The sequence below is a fragment of the Kosakonia oryzae genome (genome assembly GCF_001658025.2).
GTDB classification, from domain to species: domain Bacteria; phylum Pseudomonadota; class Gammaproteobacteria; order Enterobacterales; family Enterobacteriaceae; genus Kosakonia; species Kosakonia oryzae.
The window spans coordinates 1008378-1028069 of sequence record NZ_CP014007.2 but is presented as its reverse complement, the minus strand read 5'-3'; the positions used below and the strand labels follow the sequence as shown (position 1 = coordinate 1028069).

Sequence of the window (19692 nt, the reverse complement as noted above, 5' to 3'; positions counted from 1 at the left end):
TGCCAATAAGAAAAAATATTGAATGTTTTCGCATTCATGATTCAACATTATGAATACTTCACAGGAGACAATCTTGGACTTACGTCGTTTGTTAACCCTCAGGACCATTCTGGAAGAAGGATCGTTTGCCAAAGCAGCCAGTAAACTTTGCTGTACGCAGTCAACGGTTACATTTCAGATCAGACAACTTGAGGCCGAATACGGCGTTCAGCTGTTTGAAAAAATTGGTCGCCGCATGGTGCCAACGGATGCCGCCAGGAATATGATGCCCCATATTCATGAAATGATGGTCGTTATAAATAGCATTAAGCAGGCTGTCCAGCGAAACGATGAACCGGAAGGTGAATTGCGCCTTGCCGTGGGCGAGACGCTGCTCTCCTACAAGATCCCGCAGGTGCTGAAGAGTTTTAAGAAAAGAGCACCGAATGTGTTGCTGTCTCTGCAATCCCAGAACTGTTATACAATCCGTGACAGCTTGCTGGCCAATGAAATTGATTTGGGGATTTTCTATCGTGTGGGCAATGATGCTTCTCTCATTATGGAAAACTATGGCGAACATCCTCTCGTGCTCGTTGCCTCTCCCGAATTAGCACTGGTTGATTTCACTCGGGGAAATCAGCATATCCCCGTTAGTTTCATTATTAATGAAAAACAATGTGTATTCCGTCTGATGTTTGAATCTGTCCTCAGACAAAGAAAAATAACGATTGACTCCACCATTGAACTCATCAGCATTGAAAGCATTAAGCAGTGCGTGATGGCTAATACAGGCGTGACGTACTTACCGCGATTCACGGTGGAGAAAGAGCTGCGTGCCGGACTGTTGCAAGAACTTCCTCTGTCACCACGCGCTGAAACCCTTTCTGCAGTGTGTGCTCATCACTCAGGTAAGGTCATTACGCCAGCAATGGAGCTGTTTATTCAGTCCTTACGGGAGAGTCTGGATGCCTGATCGCTGCCCTCGTATTGCTTTGCAGGATTGCCCTGTCGGTTTTAGCAGTAGACAGGGCTGACAATGATTAACGGCCAAAGGATGTCACGTTGGGCCGGCTCCCCGGAAGTCCAGGTACGGCTGATGACACTAGGTCAATTTTGCCTTTCATTTTCAGGTATGCGCGGCGTGCTCTGACCTGCTTCCGGTTGATTATCAGATGCCAATTTTAGTCATGGATCCCGGCTGTTATGACAAATGCGAACTTCCGCTGTTCGCTCAAAGCAGACTTAGCAGCCTCGCAATCGACTATTTTGTGCCAAAAGCGGACTTTAATACGGCTCCAGAGTCTATTTTAGGAGTAGCTTACATCTGTCAGGCTTTAGCTAGCGGCTTCATTCGAAAACTAATACCCATACGATTAATGGCATTCATGGTGGCAATAACAATAGTAAGTTCAACCAAATCTTTTTCACCGAATACAGAAAGCGCTGCGGAATAGGCTTCATCAGAAGCATGCGTTTCACTTACAAGGGTAACTTCTTCCGCCCATGAGAGCGCAGCTTGCTCTATATCCGAGAATAAATAGGTAGCTTCTCGCCAGACAGGCACCAATACAATCTTCTCGACGGACATGCCACTCTTTATAAGATCGCGAGTGTGTATATCTATACAGTGTGCACAACCATTGATCTGTGAAACTCTTAAGAAAATTAAATGAATCAGATCAACTGGCAAACTTGTCCCGGTAATGGCGTAATGATGGAGCGCTCCTATAGCCTTGCCACCTTCAGCGGAAACTTGAAACCAGTTTGGACGCTTCATCCTTATATCCTCTTTTTGAGATGTTTAAGTAAGTCTTTGTTAATCATTAAGGTCTCTCACAGAACCGCTACGACTGAATTTCAATTAGTACGTCTGCTCAGACATTGTGATATTAGCCATTAACGTCGTAGATAAAAGAGGCAAAAAATGAGTAAAACGGTAGGACAATCATAGGAGGGGCTCGTCAAGTAAAAGAGGGAAACAATTTTTTGAGAGCAATCACTTTAGTGCTGAAAAACCCACGATAATGCCCGCTCCACGCTCACATCAGACATGATGGTCACGCAGCCTGTCTGCTGCGTGACAGGAGCGTACATTGTTATAATCGTGCTATTTCAGTTTATCTGAGCACGCAAGATCAGTATTCTCCATGCCCGCTATTAAGCAACGTGGCTACTCGCGCGGCAAAATACGTGAGAATGCCATCTGCTCCGGCGCGTTTGAAACACACCAGAGATTCAATAATCGTTTTTTCTTCTTCCAGCCAGCCGTTCTGAAATGCGGCCATATGCATGGCATACTCGCCAGAAACCTGATAAGCGAAGACCGGCACGGCAAAATTTCGTTTAGCTTCCCTGATGATATCCAGATAAGGTAGTCCGGGCTTCACCATCACCATATCGGCCCCTTCCTGTAAATCCTGCGCAATCTCATGGATTGCTTCCATCGCATTCGCCGGATCCATTTGATAGTTTTTCTTGTTCGCTTTACCCAGTGCAGTTGCAGATTTTGTGGCTTCACGGAAAGGACCGTAATAATTTGAAGCGTACTTCGCCGAATAAGCCATTATCTGGACGTTATGTAACGACTGTGATTCAAAAGCACATCTGATTTGACCAATGCGCCCGTCCATCATGTCACTTGGCGCAACAATATCTGCCCCCGCAAAGGCATGAGCCATTGCCTGTTTCACCAGTATTTCATTCGTCTTATCGTTAAGGACATACCCGTTTTCATCAATGATACCGTCCTGCCCATGTGTGGTGTAGGCATCAAGGGCAATATCAGTGATGACACCCAGTTCAGGAAAGGCACCTTTAAGGGCTCGAACAGCACGGGGTACCAGACCTGCTGGATCCCATGAAGCGTCTGCGTAAAGTGACTTATCGGAAGGTTCAAGGGAAGGGAATAGCGCAACCGCAGGAATGCCTGACTTCACAAGCATCTCAGCTTCAAGAAGCAGGTTATCCAGAGACAATCGGAAGACTCCCGGCATCGAAGCGATTTCCTGACGTTGATTTTTTCCCTCAACAATGAAAACAGGCAGGATCAGGTCATCCACGGTCAGATGGTTTTCCGCAACCAGTCGGCGACTGAAAGCATGGGTACGGGAACGACGTAAACGGCGGGCAGGAAATGAATCCGGGATAATTATAGACACTGAATGTACCTTTCATTTGTTGGGTGTCGGAACATAAGGCATTTAAAGAATTTGCTCATAACTTCTTCATTCTACGCCTTAAAATCATTCTACATAAAGACTCAGGCAGTTATTTCACCCTACATTAAAATTACGGACTTATCACAACAAACAGGTAGAACCTGAACAAGTGACCTTCTCCCAGTTGATTATCAGATGCCAATGTTAGTCCTCCATCCCAGTTGTTATGACAAACGCGAATTTCCGCTGTTCGCTCAAAGCAGACTTAGCAGCCTCGCAATCGACTATTTTGTGCCAAAAGCGGACACCTTTACCAGGGGCGATATAGAAACATCGGTTTAACTATACTAATCATAAAGATAATTAAAATGAGAGTCAGAAAACGTGAATTTCAGCGTCGCTCATTACCGGCCCGGACCTTGTAGTCATGATACTGTCATCCTGGGGCCGGATTTCAACTCTGGACTCTCAGTGAGGATCTTGCGTACAAGATCGAAATTATCTGTCTGACAGTATATATACTGCTCTGCCCGTCCTATCTGTAACCAGTTGAGCTGCTCAACCCGGGCAGCGTCCACATGGATCACATCCCCGTCAAGAAGCTCATTCACGCGCTCAAGCTCCTCAAAAAGATTATACCCGTTAACCCTGATGTTATTGACAATACAGTGCTGAATAATGGCGCGCTCTTGCCTGACTTTTTCTCCTAGCGACGGACAGATCATGGCCAGCGTAATCGTGGAGGATAGAGGCAGGTAAATCTCAATGCCCTCAAGAGCCAGTCCGAGATTGCCCCATCCGGGATGGGATATTCCGTTGAACAGAGACACCGGGTTATCTGAAATGTAAAAAGGGGCGTCAAGGGTGGTTTCTAGCAAGTGCCAGTCCTTCTGCATAAGCAACTCAGCTTCAGTATGCTGATCGCTGAGCATTTCCAGAAATATCCCTTTAGCTTCTGACGCGTCCCCTGCAATTATCTGAAGAACGTCTTCTAACTCAGTATCAGGTGACAGCGAAAATTCATCGACCCATTGATTAAACAGCCCCATCTCCAGAAGTTTTTTCTTGAATGAATGCGATATATGTTTGATCTGCTCATGCTGATTGTGTGTACGCATCTGCTGAATAGCGGTAAACATCGCCAAGTCATGCCTCTCTACCTGACTGAGAATACTGAGGCTTTTTTTCTGCAGGATCTTGGTAATAACTGATGCGGCGCGCCCTTCATACTCACACAGCATCGGTTCGAGGCTGAGATGTTCCGAATGATTATCAAAGTTGTAGAAGGTGTTCCGGACAGTGGCATCGTTGACGTTAGTTGCAAAAACTCGCCCGCTCTCTTTGTCGAAAGCGAACAGCTGCTTTCTGTGTTTTTTCTTTTTCCCCGATGATCCAAAGTGCTCCAGCAGAAAGCGGGGAACGGTGTGCTGCCGCACAACGTCAGTTTGCATGCTCGATGGCTCGGCCATGTACAGGGTCCTTTTTCTGGTTGGTCGAAAAGCGACAGGTTTTAGTTCGGACGCATCGTAAACAGCCACTCTCCGGATGGTTACCTTCGGCAAGGTAATATTCACAATTATTAGCATGCTAATCCAACTGTACACGTAGAACAGCTCACTTGGTCATTATTTCATGATGAAAGCAATTTTCCATCCGGACGGACCGTTGTATAAAACATCATTAAACTGACCTGCTCCCCATTTATTAACACGCGTCATCAACTATGGGATAAATTACGAACTTCCGCAGTTCGCTCATAAGGGACAACCATACTCAAATCTCCCACATTGCAGGAGATTTGAGTATGAACACGTCACCGTGGAACAAAGACTGTATCATCGGCCAAAAAAGACCACTTCAGATATCTCATATCTGGGGGATCCGAATCCGGCTTGAACTGGAAGGTAAAACGCGCGATTTAGCTCTGTTCAATATGGCCCTGGACAGTAAGCTTCGAGGCTGTGATCTGGTCAAACTCAAAGTATCGGATGTGGCATATGGTAGCTCAGTTTCAAGCAGAGCAACGGTGTTGCAACAGAAAACCGGTAGCCCTGTGCAATTCGAGATAACCAAAGGGACAAGAGAAGCTGTTGCTGCATTGATAAAGCTTGGCAATTTGCACAGTAAAGACTTCTTGTTTCGGTCTCGGGTCGGAACTAACCAGCACATTTCAACCCGGCAATACAACCGAATCTTTCATGGGTGGGTAGAAAAGCTTGGTCTCGAAGATTCGCTTTACAGCACGCATTCCATGAGAAGAACAAAACCTTACCTGATCTACAAGAAAACCAAGAATCTCCGGGTGATCCAACTTCTGTTGGGTCATAAGAAACTGGAAAGCACAGTCCGTTATCTGGGCATTGAAGTCGATGATGCGTTAGAGATCTCTGAATCGATTGAAGTCTAAGGTTGTCAGGGCTGCAACAGCAGCCCTGTGCCAGGAACGGACATAACAATCACTATGTCATTTCAAAGTATGAGGACAGGACAAACAGTCCCGGTGGCTGACACCGGAACGTTACATGCAGGGACGTGGCTGGCGCTCAATTAGACAACTCTTTTATCTCATACTCCGGCAAAGGAAATTGTCTAATAAATGTTTTCAGCGTTTGGCTATCCGGGAGCGCGGTCAAGGCACCTTTCTGGGTTGTCGCCAGTGCGCCACAGGCGCTGGCCTGCGTCATTGCGTCTTTGATTTGGTCAAGGTTCTGCGGCATACCAGTGCGTGCCACATATGCAAGCAAGCCCGTCAGAAACGCATCTCCCGCTCCCGTTGTATCGACGCTATCGACGAGGTAGCCATTGAAATGAATGACCATGTCGTCACGGAGGATCATGGCACCCTGCGCGCCATAGGTTACAACTTTCAGATGTGCTGGCAGCGTCTGAAGAAAATCCAGTGCGAGGCTAAAATCATGCGTGTCTGCCAGCCAATACCACTCTTCTTCAGATAATTTCAGGATATCAACCTGTCGCGCGAAATGGTGTACAACATCGCGCATTTTCTGCTTATCACTCCACATTTGCTCACGTAAATTCACATCAAAACTCAGCAAGCCGCCACTCTGCTTTATTTTCCTGATCGCCGTAACTAACGTATTGCGACAGGCTTCAGCGACCAGCGCCAGAGAGCAGAAATGCAATATTCCTGCACTTAAATCGGGGAGTGCTTCAGGCGTTAAAAACTGATCTGCAGAAGGATTTGTAAGAAATGTAAATCCACGTTCACCATGATTATTCAGGGAAACTAGTACACTACTGGTTCTGTGGTGGGGGTCCATCTGCATACTCTGGACAGACACTCCCGCTGAGCACAGGGTTTTCTTCAGAAAATGACCGAAATCGTCGTCACCGACCCGGCCGATAAATCCACTCTGACAGTTCAGACGAGCAGTTCCAATCGCTACATTGAAGGGGGCTCCTCCGGCACAGGCCTGATACTGCATATCTGAAAGCGGTAAGAGATCAACAACCGCATCACCAAGAGTCCAAATGTTCATGATATTACCTCAAAAGTATTTAGTTATTCTTACCCTGGAATGAACAGCGATGGGGAAACGTATATCCTGGCAAGGCTATATACGATTCCTTTACTGCACTGGAATTAAATAAAAATGATTTTAAAAATTGTAATCCAGCATGAGTTTATAGTCGGTGGTGATGGCATCACCGTTAGTTACCCAGCTTCCACTCTGATTAATTAATGAGCCAGTTATTTCTCCAGAAACAGTAAACCGGGAAGTCAGAGGGTAATTTGCCGAAACTTTAAGAAAACGGGATCTCGTATTTTGGAAGACTTCGCCATTTTCACGCCGGGCATTGTTTTTCTTATAATGTCCATATCCCCCGCTGAATGTCGTTGATAATTTCCCCCAGTTGTGCCAAATACCCATTGAGGTCGTCCAGGTTTTATCATCGATATCACCCCACTGCGCTCTGTCTAATACAGAGGAGGCAAATTTCTGACGTAACCAGATACCGGTAGTGTTATTGATAATATATTGAATCCCGGGCTCAGCCTGAAATGAACGGACGTCACGGTCATTTTGTGAACCTCCGCTACGACGATGATCAATCTGTTGGTAAAGATAATTGAAGACCGAAAAATTGTCTGTTACACGCAGATCGGTAAAGAATTTGACGCGTGCCTGCCAGCGATCCTCAATTGAGGCACTTCCTCCCATAACGTCCCAGCCATAGCGCAGACGTTTGTAGAAATATTCATGGCCGACGATGAGTTGTGTCCACTGGTTCTGGCTGAGATAGGTCTGGTTTTCCCATGTTCCATTATAATTTGTGGTTCTGCCTTCTGAAAATGCCAGATACCAGCCGGGTAAAGCGTCATTACGCATAACTCCCTGAACGAAAGTGAGAGAATCATTTCCGCTGTGGAAATGACTGTTTCGCCAGTTATTATCTTCGATTGCATATTTCATTTTAAGCTGACCATGAACGCGTCCGCCTGCAGGATTAGAGGAGCGTGTTGATGTCCACATGACGTCTTCATCCAGATAGGACCACGGATCAACGGCAATGACCTTGCCCGATAAATCCTTCATGATGCTCATGCTTGCATTTGCCAGCGTCGGGAGCATAAGTGAAAAAATAACAGCCAGGGCATGATGATTTTTCATAATAATATCCCTTTAGATCATTTCTTTAAATTGCAATTTTGCGTGGAGACTATCTTGTTGAGGCAGACTGATGCTCCAGGGTTTGTCCGGCATGGAATACATCCGGGTGCTAAATGCCGCTTTGTCGTTAATATAAAAAACGGCAATTGAGTTCTGTATAAGCACGCGGAAATTAATTTTTTCACCGAGCGGAATATCAACCCAGGATTCAGCGTTACTTTGGTTAATCGATGCCAAAGGAGAATTAAAGAAATAGACTTTACCTTTACTCCTGTTGAACACAACATTCAGCGTCGCGTCACTCACCTGGTCATCTGTCAGCCCAAAGCTCATGACCATTCCCGAAGAGGGAATATCCACCGTTGCGGACAACTCTCCACGCCTCGGTAAAGAGGGATAAATAGATGAATGTAATGGGCCAAATTGCGTTGACGTTTTGAGCGTTTTAACAGGCAGTATCGTCTGAACCTGCCCACGGTTATCTTTTATCGCTTTCTGAAGCTCTCGTGGCATAATGCTGTTGAGCTGACCTTTTGTGTCAGCAGTCAATTCATGTACGACCAGGTTTCCTGCCCAGTCGATATTCCCCCTGTCATTGTTTCCCGCTTTAGTTGGGATCCAGCCGAAAACAAATAAACGACCATCCTTAATAGCCAGTTTACCGGCATAAAAACCGGAGCCATCGACAACATAATTATCCAGCTTATGCCACGGTCCTTCCGGATTATCTGCAACGCGATACTGCGTCAGACGCAGTGGCCACTGATCGCTGAAGCTCAGATACCAGCGCCCGTTAAAGAAGACAAGTGTCGGGCATTCAAGATTTGAATTACTGGTAATGGTGTCATTGTCAAAAAATACACCACGGTCTTGCCAGTTTTTTAAATCCGTTGAGCTATAACGCGCGATAATGCCGCGACCGTTGCTGCGGGTCGTGATCAGCATCCAGTACTCTTTCTTCTCTTCAACCCAGACAACGTGAGGATCGCGAAAGTCATTACCGCGATAGTTATCGCCCGGGAGGATAGTGTCCTGTGGATGTTTCACCCAGTGAAGACGATCTTTACTGGTGGCATGCATGACGGATTCAACCGGAAAGACGTTTTCATTATGGGCGGTATACCAGGCGTGCCAGGTATCGCCCACTTTGATAATGGAGCCGGTACCCAGGAGCAGCTCTGGATTATTGACGTTATTAACGTAAGGAATGACTTCAGAATGGTTCTGATAATTATATAAGTTGGCGCTGGTGAGCAGGTGAATCGCATGGACCCCTAAATCGCTGCCGCCGCGCACGTCATTAAGGTAAAAAATATTAAATACACCTTCGTTATAAACAGGCATTGGATCACCAACAAATGACCCCTCGACACGAGGGAAAAAGCCATTAACCTGGGTGATACTTTTGTTCTGTAATGTTTCTTTAGACATCTGTGAATATACGGGTGTATTTCCACCAGAAAGTACCAGCAAAGCAACGACAGTCGCTGAAATAAAAGTTCTCATGCTATCCCCTGAGTATCAGAAGTTATAAGTAACACCAACTACGGTGAACGGATTCCAGGAGTGCCCTGTATACGTCCAGAGCCCTGCTTCTTTAGTAAATGACGCTTTGAATTCGCCATAAAGGCGAACCTCACCAAAGACGGGATAGCTGATGGTGCCGCCAATAAATTTGTAGCGGCCATCGTAAAAGAGCTCCTGGGCATTACTGGCGTTCTCAATTTTGTCCTGTCCGAAGCCGATATACATTGACGTTAACAATGGATACCAGTTTCGCCAGAACCCGGCAGTCATTTTCCACTCCTGCTCAACAATATCGCCCCAGCTTTCACGCACCTGCCGGTTATAGTAATAGTAAGGACGTAAATACAAACCGAGATCCGGATTCACTCGGTACTGGATTGCAGGTTCAGTCTCAAAAATATACTGCTCAAGGTCGCTATTACCCGGTTGATTACCCTGCGGCTGATATTCGCCATAAGCATATCCGGCAATGCTCCATTTATTGGACAAGCGTAAGTCCTGCCAGATCTTAAAACGGTTTTTCCAGCGTTTGGTTGCCGTTTCGGATCCGACCATGACTTCTGTACCAATATTCCCTCGCCATGTTTCAAAAATATGCCCGACAAAGAACTCATTAATGGTATTGGTGCCGCTATAATCCTGATTGCTGAACTGCCCTTTATAGTCATCTTCCCTGGCATTCCAGAAACCGAAATACCAGTTTGGTAATTCATCATGCCTTAAAAAGGCCTGAATGGTGGCAAGCTTAAATTTCCCGCTATTTTTCTTTGAATTACTCCAGCGAACATCATCAATTTCAATCTGGCTGCCGACGTTTCCGTGCAGACCGCCTGCCTCCATATTCCGTCCGATACTGTTCCAGTGAACCGGCGGGGCTTCCTGCCTTAAGCGTAACAGGCTTACATCTTCAGAATCATCCACCGCATTGTTCTGGTAAGTGTTTTTGCTCTCTGAAGGCTGCGCCACAGTGGAGGTAGTGAGGCTCTGTACGGCTGCTGTGTCTCCAGCTACAGCAGAGGAAGGTTCGCGCACAGTTACATCCTGAGATCCGTTTTTAGCGGCGGAATTACTGTGCTGCTGGTTTTCAGTCTCATCCTGAAAATAGCTTTGATAGTTCCCCGTATAATCATCCGGTATCTCAGCTTTTTTTTCAGCAATGGCGGGAAAAGTGGCAAAAGACAAAAGGAGTGCCAGGGTTGTTTCCCTGTAAGACGAGTTTGTCCTGCTGTTAATTATGTCTTGAGGTTGTTCTGCTCTTTCATCCATTTTTCTATCTCGTTATTCAGAAAATATAATGCCAGCCAGAGACTGGCAGAAATAAAGACAGACAATATAAAAAGTGAGATGATATCTGGCGGAATTATTTTTCCAGAGACCAGTATCCGGCTTCTTTTAATGCAGCGGTTCCACTATTTGCAAACAGCATTATATCACGCACTCCCGGCTGCGGATAAATTCGGCTGCTTAAACAGGCTTCGCCTTCATTAACAAATACTTCCACGGATGAGCGGTCAATGAAAATTCGCAGTGAAAGAATATTGCCCTCGGGCAGGGGAATGCTGCGCGTTCCTACAAGCGAAAAATCAGGGTAGTTACGCTCCAACACTAAGCGCTGAGCCTGATTATCAACGTAAATACGCAGCCCATCTCCCAACACCATGCCATATTGTTCCGCCAGAGACGTGCTACGTTCCCATTCGAGTAATAACTCCACGGCTTCGGCCTCTGCAGCGACAAATACCTGCTGATTGTTCAGGCAATGGGCAGGGACAGGAAAATAGCTGCCTCGCAAGGCGGCCACTTCGGCGATGGGTTTCATCATCAGGCGATTATTCTCACCTAAGCTCACTTCGCGCGGCAGGGAGAGCATTCCGGCCCAACCATCCTGTTGCTCCGGCATCGGCGATTCCCACATATCAAGCCACCCAATAACAATTCTGCGTCCGTCGGGGCTCAGGAAACTTTGCGGGGCATAAAAATCGTGACCGCTGTCCATCTCAATGAATTGCCCGTCATGGCCGAACGGCTGGTCTGGCTGCCATTCTCCGAGTAAATATCCGCTCTGGAAAAGGTTACGATTTTGATAACCTTCAGCCACCAGTCCCTGTGGTGAGAACATCAGCACACGACTGCCGTTAAGGCTAAAGAAATCAGGGCATTCCCACATATAACCCATACCTTCTTCAGCCTCGGCAAGAATACCTTCGTCATGCCATTGGCGAAGGTCCGCTGAACGGTAAAGGCGTACCTGGCCGGTTTCGCCTACGCGTGAACCCACAACCATGTACCAGAATTCCCCCTCGCGCCATACTTTTGGATCGCGGAAATGATGCAGTCCTGGAGGGGTATCAAGCACCATACCATGACGCTCAAAATGAATGCCGTCACGGCTGGTTGCCAGACATTGCACCTGATAGAGATTGTCATCAGTGTCCGCCGAACCGTGGAATTTATGTCCGGTATAAATCAGTGCCAGCGTATCACCATCCACCACTGCGGAACCGGAAAAGCAGCCGTCTTTGTCTGCCGGACCTTCCGGTGCCAGTGCCACAGGCAGATGCTCCCAGTGAACCAGGTCTTTACTCCGGGCATGCCCCCAGTGCATTGGTCCCCATTTCGTTGAATACGGATGATGTTGATAAAACGCATGATACCAGCCGTCAAACCATACCAGTCCGTTAGGATCGTTCATCCAGCCTGCTCGTGCGGCAAGGTGATAGCGCGGATACCAGCGAAGGTTAATCCTGGCATGTGCTTTTTCAAGCGTCTCTTCGGCCTGTTTTAATAAGGATGTCATTGTGTTTTCTCCCGATAATTTACACAGCACCTGGCTGTAAAAAGGATTGCTCAGTTGAGGGCTTATTGGGGCGCAAAAGGAAGATGGAAATAAACGTGGTGCAGAACACCATAATGCCCATAATTAGATAGGACTGGGCGAAGCCAAATTTTTCGTAGCTGAAACCCGCCAATGGTGATAACACAGTGCCAATAACCGAACTCGTGCAGGCAAATCCCACCAGATAAATCGTGGAAGACAAACGCTTGTCGAAATTCAGGCTGTTGTATTTAAAAATAGCCACCAACAATACCGGCAGCTCTAAGGCGTGCAGCAGTTTTGTGATCGAAATAAGCAGAGGCCCTTCAACCAGGCCGGAGGCGATCATACGCAACGCCATTACCATGCCTGCGAATATCAGGCCATTTTTGGCGCCAATTTTGTTAACCAGCCACGGTGCGCAGAACATGCCTGCCGCTTCCAGAAATACCTGAAAGGAATTTAAATAACCAAACATGGCATTTCCTTCCCGTAAGGTCGGAAACTGTGAGGAAAAATAAACCGGGAATTGCTGATCGTAGACGCCGTAAATACAGGTTCCCACCACGAAGAAAATAAGTGCCCAGAAACGCGGTAACGTTAGCAGACGGAGGGCATCTTCCAGAGAAACCTTTTTCGCGCCAATCTCCAGCTTCTCCATGCTCGCCGGTGCGGCAACTTTTAATCGGGCCAGCAGGCAGAAGAAGACCAGTCCAGAGCATGATGCCACCAGAAAGTTGAGATCTGGATTAATATTAAACAGCAGCCCGGCAAAAAACGTGGCTACGGCCCACCCCAAAGAGCCCCACATGCGGACTCGTCCAAATTCAAAGGTACTCTGACGCGCAACGCGCTCGGTATAAGACTCCAGCACGCCAATACCGCCATTAAACGTCATCCCAATAAACAGGCCGCCAAAAACACTACCCAGCAGGATATTCAGGCTGAGCAGATAGCTAAAAAATAGATAAGCAGGGCCGGAGAGGATCAGCAATGCTGTAATAAACCACAGCAAATTTTTGCGCAGACCAAGACGATCCTGAATAAAACCGTAGAAGACCTGAGCAAAAAGGGCAGATACCGATAAAACAGAAAAGATAATGCCTGTTTCCGATGCTTTTAATCCCACTTCCTGGTGGAGCCAGATAGAAAGAAGTGAGCTGGACGAAGACCAGGTGACAAAGAAAAAGAACAGCAAAGCACTGAGCAGCAAATAGCTGCGGGAAGGCCTTTTTTTCATCTGAACAATCTCATAGCGGATTATATGTGTTTATGGTAACGTTAACATCTATTGCTCACATCGCTTTTTGACGCGATATTCGATGTTAATCACAAAAGTTAACGTTAACATTTCTCATGTGAGATCTGCGTCAAATTTCTGTTCCAAATTCCCAAAATGACGGGCTCAATGCTTAGAATAATGAGTTCATTTTACGGATAATCTTTACTGCAGCGGTTCGCTTGCGCAACGAGGATGTAGCCGTGTTTTCGCAAAATGGAAGGTTATGGCGTCTTTAAAAGATGTGGCCAGAATGGCCAATGTTTCGTTAATGACAGTTTCGCGGGCACTGAATAGCCCTGAACGCGTGAAGCCTGAGACGCTTGCACGGGTGCAGGAGGCTATTCTGCATCTGAACTACGTACCCGATTTGTCAGCAAAACAGATCCGGAGTGTCGGTACTAAAAATAAAACGATTGGCGTACTGGCACTGGATACGGTAACGACACCTTTTTCGGTAGAAATCACGCTGTCAATTGAGGAGACTGCACGCGCGCACGGCTGGAATAGTTTCGTGGTTAACATGTTCTCTGATGATAACCCTGACGACATTGTCGATCTCCTTCTCGCTCACCGGCCGGGGGGCATTATTTTCACCACCATGGGATTACGTGAAGTGCACGTTCCGCCTAAGTTGCTGATGTATCCTTGTGTTCTGGCAAACTGTGAAAATAAAGGGGAGCCGGTTGCCTGTTACATCCCTGACGATGAACAGGGACAGTACACTGCGGTTCAGGCATTACTGGCGGCAGGATATCGTCGCCCCATCTGTTTGCATTTACCGATCAACCATCTGGCAACTTCCCGTCGTCGAAAAGGGCTGGAACGCGCCTGCCGCGAGGCAAGCATTGATCCAGATAAGCTGGAGCATTGCTATATGCAATTTGGCGATGAACATTACCGTGATATTCCTGACATCCTGCTAGCGCATATTCATCAGGGGATACCTCAGTTTGATTCGGTTATTTGCGGGAATGACCGTATTGCATTCATGGTGTATCAGACCCTTTTGGCTAAAGGAATATCTATCCCGCAGGATATCGGGGTTATTGGGTACGACAACCTTGTAGGCATCGGCAACCTGTTTTTACCCCCGTTATCCACGGTTCAGTTACCACATTACGAAATTGGCCGGCTGAGTACGTTGCATATTATTAAAGACGATGACAGAAAGGAGAGAGTACTGGTCGATAGCCCCTGGCTGTCCCGCGAGTCATTTTGAAAGCAATAACCGCCATGTTGCTGTAGCCAGAGGCTTTGCTTTTAGCCAAAAGGTTAGTTTTCCATGTTTTGAAAAAACTGATGTCAGCTTTGCGCCATAACTTTCTCGATATCCGCTGTGGGAACCATCCAGATGAAAAGCGCATGATCAAATCTGATGAGTTATTGTCGCTGCTGATTGCAGAGGCTGACAGAGTTCAACAGGCTGGGAGGTGGAAACATGTACAGCTTCTTGATTTGCGCCCTGGGTGACCTGCTTCCGGTTGATTATCAGATGCCAATGTTAGTCCTACACTTGTCTGCTATTCGCTCAAAGAAGACCTACCTGTATCCGGATTTGCAGCTTCGTGCCAGGAGCGGAAGTTGGAGTACCGGAGACTCTCTGATAGTGGAGCGGTAGTTTTGTAGGGATGATAACGCTGACATTAAGATGGTAATGGGGTACGCTCAATTTGCACCGGGTCGTCTCAACGAAGCCATCCACTTTACCCCTCTTAACAACATGGATTGAATGACGTTATGGAAAATAAATACAAACATGACCTTCACGAAATTCTTTGTTTGAAAACGGTTGGTGAATCTTTCGAGGCTTATCGCGTAGATGATTATGACAAGATGATCATTGAGTGGGCAGAAAGAGAGCTACTCTCGGGCAATAGTTCTGAATTATTGTTAATTTTAGCCTCTCTCAATTTAGATAAACGTCCTGATTCAGATGAAATTGAGCGCTACCTTTATGCATATATGCTTGAGCAAAACATCGTTATGCCCAGCATCAACGCTAGTGCAATGACGTGGCTAAGGATCAAAGCTTGGTATCTTATGCATGCCGAGACTTCCAAAGAATTAGAGTTACGGCTGCATCAAATACCTGCATTTCACTCATCTCCGGGTTCTCGTATCCTCAGCAACATCTGCTGGCAGTTTTACCGCATATACGATGATCTCTATGATGATTGGGGGCCTGGATATCCCTCTAAGGCTTCAGCGATGAACGAGGCAGACATTATTGATTTTGTGAAATGCCGCGTGAAGCCCTTCTATCGCATTCTCTGCAGTTCTGATTGGGCATGGGTTTTGGCCCATGCCGCATAGACAATCTAGTGGCAGCAGACTGGCCTGCTGCCACTAGTCTAGCGCACGACTATGTTTGAAAAGTGCCCCAGAGGCCAGAATAATTTTGTACTTCCGCTTTTCGCTCTTAGCAGACCTTTTTCTCCAAGAGCCTTTCCGCTATATGCCAGCAGCGGACGTTACTGACGCAACGATGAGTTCAAAAACGGTGAGTCAGTCCTGATTTTTACTCCTTTTCCAACCAGTCAATGAAGAACTGGGTGAAGGCGGTAACCGCCAGCGGCTGCAACCGTCGCTGCGGATAGACAAATTGCAGCCCGACATTTTTTTTATCAAAGCGGCTAAACCCAATAAAACTTTCAGCAAACAGCAGGTGCAGCCTCCCCTGTTCCACATCACGCTTTACATCCCACCATGACTTACTGGCAATACCCGCATCAGCCAGTACCCACTGGCGGAGCAGTGCACCATCGTCGCACACCATGGCTGGGGTAAAGCGTAATGCGATCTGTTTACCGTCGTGCTCAAAACGCCATTCGTTCATGACCATTCCGCGCAGTTCCAGCGCCAGGCATCGGTGGTTGTGCAAATCCTCAATGGTACCAGGTGTACCTGCTGCCCGGAGATAGTTGGCTGAGGCGACCAGTACCCGATGATTCGGACGGATATTTCTCACCACCAGGCTGCTGTCTGGCAAGTTGCCAAAGCGAATGCTCATGTCCAGGCGGTTGGCGACCAGATCTTCAACATTTTCGCCCAGGTATACCGAGCTTTTCACTGCCGGATGCAGCCGGGAAAAATCGAGCAACGCCGGGCTGAGATACTGTCGGCCAAAATCGGAGGGGGCCGAGATGCGGATATTACCGCTGAGCACTCCTTCTTTTTGCACAAGCAGCGACTCAGCGTGGTTCATTTCATCCAGTACGCGCAGCGCAGCATGATAAAACTCTTCACCGGCACGCGTCAGGGTAATGGCGCGGGTGGAGCGGTGGAATAGCCGGGTCTGATACCGCTCTTCAATCGCCTTCAGCCTCGCGGTCATAGTGGCCGGCGAGAGACCCATACGGCGACCGGCGGCTGAAAGCCCGCCCGCCTCCACCACTGCGACCAGCAGTGCCATATCTTCAAACTTTCCCATTATTCAGTAATCCTGAAAAGAGAATCATATTTCCCTGCCATTATCAAAATATATAACGCCACGTAAAGTACTTTCAAAGGTTCATTACGGGGACAGAAAATGGAAAATCGTACACTTTTTGATAGCTACCACCTGAAGGCTCTCAGCCTGAAAAACCGGATCGTGATGGCACCAATGACCCGGGCGCGGGCGTTACAGCCGGGCAACGTTCCTTCCGCACTCATGGCGGCGTACTACCAGCAGCGCGCCAGCGCGGGTTTGATCATTACCGAAGCCACGCAGATTTCACCTCAGGGACAGGGGTACTCCTGGACACCAGGCCTGCACTCCGCTGAACAGGTTGAAGGATGGCGGCTGACCACAGAAGCCGTTCACCGTGCAGGAGGGATTATCTTTTCCCAGCTCTGGCACGTTGGCCGCATGTCATATGCGGGTTTCCATGAAGATGGCAAACCTGTCGCGCCGTCTGCGCTGGCGCCGGATGCCCAGGTATGGGTTGTTGATGAGCAGGGAGAAGGTCATATGGTCGACTGTCCGGAGCCGCGCGCGCTAGAGCATGCCGATATTCAGCAAATTATTGCGGATTACCGGCAGGCCGCATTAAACGCCATTAACGCTGGTTTTGATGGTATTGAGGTGCACGGCGGTAATGGTTATCTGATCGATCAGTTTCTTCGCCGGACATCGAACAAACGTACCGATCAGTATGGTGGCAGCCTGGCTAACCGGATCCGTTTTGCGCAGGAGGTGCTGGAAGCCATCAGCGACGCCATCGGCAATACGCGCACGGGCATACGCCTTTCCCCGTTCATCACCCAGCGCGGAATGAACGACCCGCAGGTCATTGAAGCGATCCTCGCGCTGGCTGCATGGTGTGAAAAGAAAGGTATCGCCTATATCCACCTGGCAGAGGCAGACTGGGACGACGCCCCACAAGTCCCTGCTGATTTTCGTGAAACATTACGCGCCACCTTTAGCGGCACCCTTATTGTCGCCGGCAATTATACCCAGGACAAAGTAGACAAACTCCTTAAGGCGGGGCTGGCCGACCTGTTTGCCTTTGGCCGCCCGTTTATTGCCAACCCTGACTTGCCGTACCGGCTCAGGAATAACCTTCCATTAGCGACCGTAAGCAATCCCGCCACGCTCTTTGGCGGAAGCAGCGCAGGCTATACCGATTATCCGTTCTACAAAACCAACGAGGCGTAACGTGAAGGCGAAAAAAACATTCATCGGCGGGCGGCTGAAATGCACCCGGCTCACCTGTTTCTCTGAGGCAACACAAAGGAACTTTTTATGAAAAAGTTAACGTCTTATTCTCCCCGGCTGGCGGCGCTTATGCTGCTTCCCGTGGCCAGCGCTGTGTTTTCTGCACCGCTTGAGCTGGTGAAACCCCATGAATTGATCGCGGAAAACCACTTATCATCAGCCCGCGAGGCCGCGCTTGAAACCGTCGCCAGACGTTACGCAACATTCTGGAATACGGGTGATGAAGCCCTGGCCCGTGAGGCGCTGGCCGATAATTTTATCGACAAGACACCGCCTGAAGGCCGCAAACAGGGACCGGAAGGCGCGCTTCTGGCTTCCCGCGCCTTCCGTACCGCCGTCCCGGATCTGAGTTGCGAGGTTGAGCAGATGATCGTTGCAGGCGATCGAGTGGTATCACACCTTCATTTCCGCGGACATTTCACGGGAACCTTCGGCAAACTGAAAGGAAAAGGCCAGCAGGTTGATTTTATCGCGACGGATATCTATCAGATCAGAAACAACAAAATCATCGCCAACTGGCATCTTGAAGATAACCTGACCCTGATGAAACAACTGGGTGCGTTATAAAACAACGGCCTGGCGATGCGTCCGCAGCTCATGGCGTGCGCAGGTGTTTCCTGCGCAGATTCATGCACCTCAATACGACGCGTTTTTGGTCGTGCAATCAGACATGATTCCCGCACTCACCTTTTGAAGGAGTTGAAAAATCACATAAACCGCTCTGCTCCACCTGAAGCTTCAATTGTCTGCCCGGTAACAAACTGATTTCTATCAGAAAGCAGGAAAGCAGTAATCGATGCAATGTCTTCAGGAAGCCCAAAGCGGCCTACCGGCGTTTTCTCTTTACCCAGTAATGCCATAACCTCGTCGTCCGTTTTGTCAGCCAGTTCAGGACGGCGATTGCGGACATTCGGTAGCATATTCTGCGCCCAGTTATCCGTCGCGACAGCGCCTACACCAATCGCATTCACCAGAATGCCATCCGCAGCCACACTCAGCGCTACGCTACGGGTCAGGTTGTTGATAGCGGCGCTCAGTGCATGTGAGACGGTAAGTTGTGGGTTAGGATAGATGCCGCCAATAGATGAAATATTGACAATACGTCCCCAGTGTCGTCTCTGCATTCCGGGTATCACAGCCTTGCAAAAGCGTCGCATGGCGGAGAATTTGGTCTCCGTCATTAACTGCCACTCCTCTTCCGAGGTGGTTAACAGCGTGCCCGCATGTGCTCTTCCGGCATTATTCACCAGCAAATCAATGTGCTGAAAAACCTTTTCTGCTTGTTCAACCACCCGCGAAGGCAGATCCGGATTCGTTACATCCCCGGCGACAGGCAGCGCCGAAACAGCATATTTATCGGTGATTTTTTTCGCCGCCAGGATCAAATCAGGTTCTCGTCTGGAAACCATCACTAAATGCACACCATTGGCGGCCAGCTCTTCACAAATACTGAAACCAATCCCGGTTCGTGCTCCGGTTACCAGAGCCACTTTTCCTGTCAGTTTTAAATCCATGGGTTGCTCCTCAAATTAAGCACTGTTAACAACATAAGAAGAATTAGTAACCGATCTTAATTTCAGAAGCTTGGGCAACAGAAT

17 protein-coding genes are annotated in these 19692 nt (G+C 48.0%); 6 read left to right on the top strand and 11 right to left on the bottom strand.

All coding sequences use genetic code 11. The annotated features are described in order from the left end of the window. Positions 1-73: 73 nt before the first annotated feature. Positions 74-952 carry a LysR family transcriptional regulator gene (locus tag AWR26_RS04970; RefSeq protein ID WP_064568957.1) on the top strand — a complete coding sequence of 293 codons (879 nt, stop codon included), beginning with the start codon at positions 74-76 and terminating at the stop codon, positions 950-952. A 354-nt stretch (positions 953-1306) separates the two neighbouring features. Here the strand turns inward: AWR26_RS04970 and AWR26_RS04965 are convergent, their stop codons facing one another. The 3 genes from AWR26_RS04965 to AWR26_RS04955 all read right to left on the bottom strand — a co-directional run bounded on the left by AWR26_RS04965 (position 1307) and on the right by AWR26_RS04955 (position 4606). Then, positions 1307-1756 (bottom strand): carboxymuconolactone decarboxylase family protein, encoded by a 450-nt coding sequence (locus AWR26_RS04965; protein ID WP_064564027.1) that lies wholly within the window; start codon positions 1754-1756, stop codon positions 1307-1309. 358 nt (positions 1757-2114) lie between these two features. Further along, complete coding sequence (gene hemB / locus AWR26_RS04960; protein WP_064564025.1) at positions 2115-3137, bottom strand: porphobilinogen synthase; 1023 nt, start codon at positions 3135-3137, stop codon at positions 2115-2117. Positions 3138-3562: 425 nt separating this feature from the next. Beyond that, positions 3563-4606, bottom strand: coding sequence for a DUF4238 domain-containing protein (locus AWR26_RS04955; RefSeq protein WP_064564023.1), 1044 nt, complete (start codon positions 4604-4606; stop codon positions 3563-3565). Positions 4607-4941: 335 nt separating this feature from the next. On the opposite strand from AWR26_RS04955, the gene AWR26_RS04950 reads away from it, so the two are divergent. Next, positions 4942-5544 carry a site-specific integrase gene (locus AWR26_RS04950; protein ID WP_017460042.1) on the top strand — a complete coding sequence of 201 codons (603 nt, stop codon included), beginning with the start codon at positions 4942-4944 and terminating at the stop codon, positions 5542-5544. Positions 5545-5680: 136 nt separating this feature from the next. Here the strand turns inward: AWR26_RS04950 and AWR26_RS04945 are convergent, their stop codons facing one another. From AWR26_RS04945 to AWR26_RS04920, 6 genes are all read right to left on the bottom strand, one after another. Beyond that, positions 5681-6637: an aminoimidazole riboside kinase gene (locus AWR26_RS04945; protein WP_017460043.1), complete on the bottom strand. Its 957-nt coding sequence runs from the start codon at positions 6635-6637 to the stop codon at positions 5681-5683. Positions 6638-6757: 120 nt separating this feature from the next. Beyond that, entirely contained in the window at positions 6758-7771 is a 1014-nt protein-coding gene (locus tag AWR26_RS04940) for an OmpG porin family protein (RefSeq protein ID WP_017460044.1), read from the bottom strand. A gap of 12 nt (positions 7772-7783) precedes the next feature. Next, positions 7784-9277, bottom strand: a complete 1494-nt coding sequence (locus AWR26_RS04935) for a glycoside hydrolase family 32 protein (RefSeq protein WP_025263859.1) — start codon at positions 9275-9277, stop codon at positions 7784-7786. Positions 9278-9292: 15 nt separating this feature from the next. Next, positions 9293-10480: an OmpG porin family protein gene (locus AWR26_RS04930; RefSeq protein ID WP_017460046.1), complete on the bottom strand. Its 1188-nt coding sequence runs from the start codon at positions 10478-10480 to the stop codon at positions 9293-9295. A 178-nt stretch (positions 10481-10658) separates the two neighbouring features. Then, positions 10659-12095, bottom strand: a complete 1437-nt coding sequence (locus AWR26_RS04925; RefSeq protein WP_017460047.1) for a glycoside hydrolase family 32 protein — start codon at positions 12093-12095, stop codon at positions 10659-10661. Positions 12096-12114: 19 nt separating this feature from the next. Next, on the bottom strand, positions 12115-13353 hold the full coding sequence (locus AWR26_RS04920) for an MFS transporter (protein ID WP_017460048.1): 1239 nt from the start codon (positions 13351-13353) through the stop codon (positions 12115-12117). Positions 13354-13618: 265 nt separating this feature from the next. Here AWR26_RS04920 and AWR26_RS04915 point away from each other — a divergent pair, with 265 nt between their 5' ends. Together AWR26_RS04915 and AWR26_RS04910 are read left to right on the top strand one after the other, a co-directional pair. Further along, positions 13619-14614, top strand: coding sequence for a LacI family DNA-binding transcriptional regulator (locus AWR26_RS04915; protein WP_017460049.1), 996 nt, complete (start codon positions 13619-13621; stop codon positions 14612-14614). Positions 14615-15132: 518 nt separating this feature from the next. Beyond that, a complete protein-coding gene (locus tag AWR26_RS04910; RefSeq protein WP_035888153.1) occupies positions 15133-15708 on the top strand; it encodes a hypothetical protein in 576 nt (191 codons plus the stop codon). A 205-nt stretch (positions 15709-15913) separates the two neighbouring features. Here the strand turns inward: AWR26_RS04910 and AWR26_RS04905 are convergent, their stop codons facing one another. Continuing rightward, positions 15914-16825 carry a LysR family transcriptional regulator gene (locus AWR26_RS04905; RefSeq protein WP_064564021.1) on the bottom strand — a complete coding sequence of 304 codons (912 nt, stop codon included), beginning with the start codon at positions 16823-16825 and terminating at the stop codon, positions 15914-15916. A 99-nt stretch (positions 16826-16924) separates the two neighbouring features. Here AWR26_RS04905 and AWR26_RS04900 point away from each other — a divergent pair, with 99 nt between their 5' ends. Further along, entirely contained in the window at positions 16925-18034 is a 1110-nt protein-coding gene (locus AWR26_RS04900) for an alkene reductase (RefSeq protein ID WP_064564018.1), read from the top strand. An 87-nt stretch (positions 18035-18121) separates the two neighbouring features. Further along, on the top strand, positions 18122-18661 hold the full coding sequence (locus AWR26_RS04895) for an ester cyclase (RefSeq protein ID WP_064564016.1): 540 nt from the start codon (positions 18122-18124) through the stop codon (positions 18659-18661). A 140-nt stretch (positions 18662-18801) separates the two neighbouring features. Here the strand turns inward: AWR26_RS04895 and AWR26_RS04890 are convergent, their stop codons facing one another. Then, entirely contained in the window at positions 18802-19608 is an 807-nt protein-coding gene (locus AWR26_RS04890; protein ID WP_064564014.1) for an SDR family NAD(P)-dependent oxidoreductase, read from the bottom strand. Positions 19609-19692 lie beyond the last annotated feature (84 nt).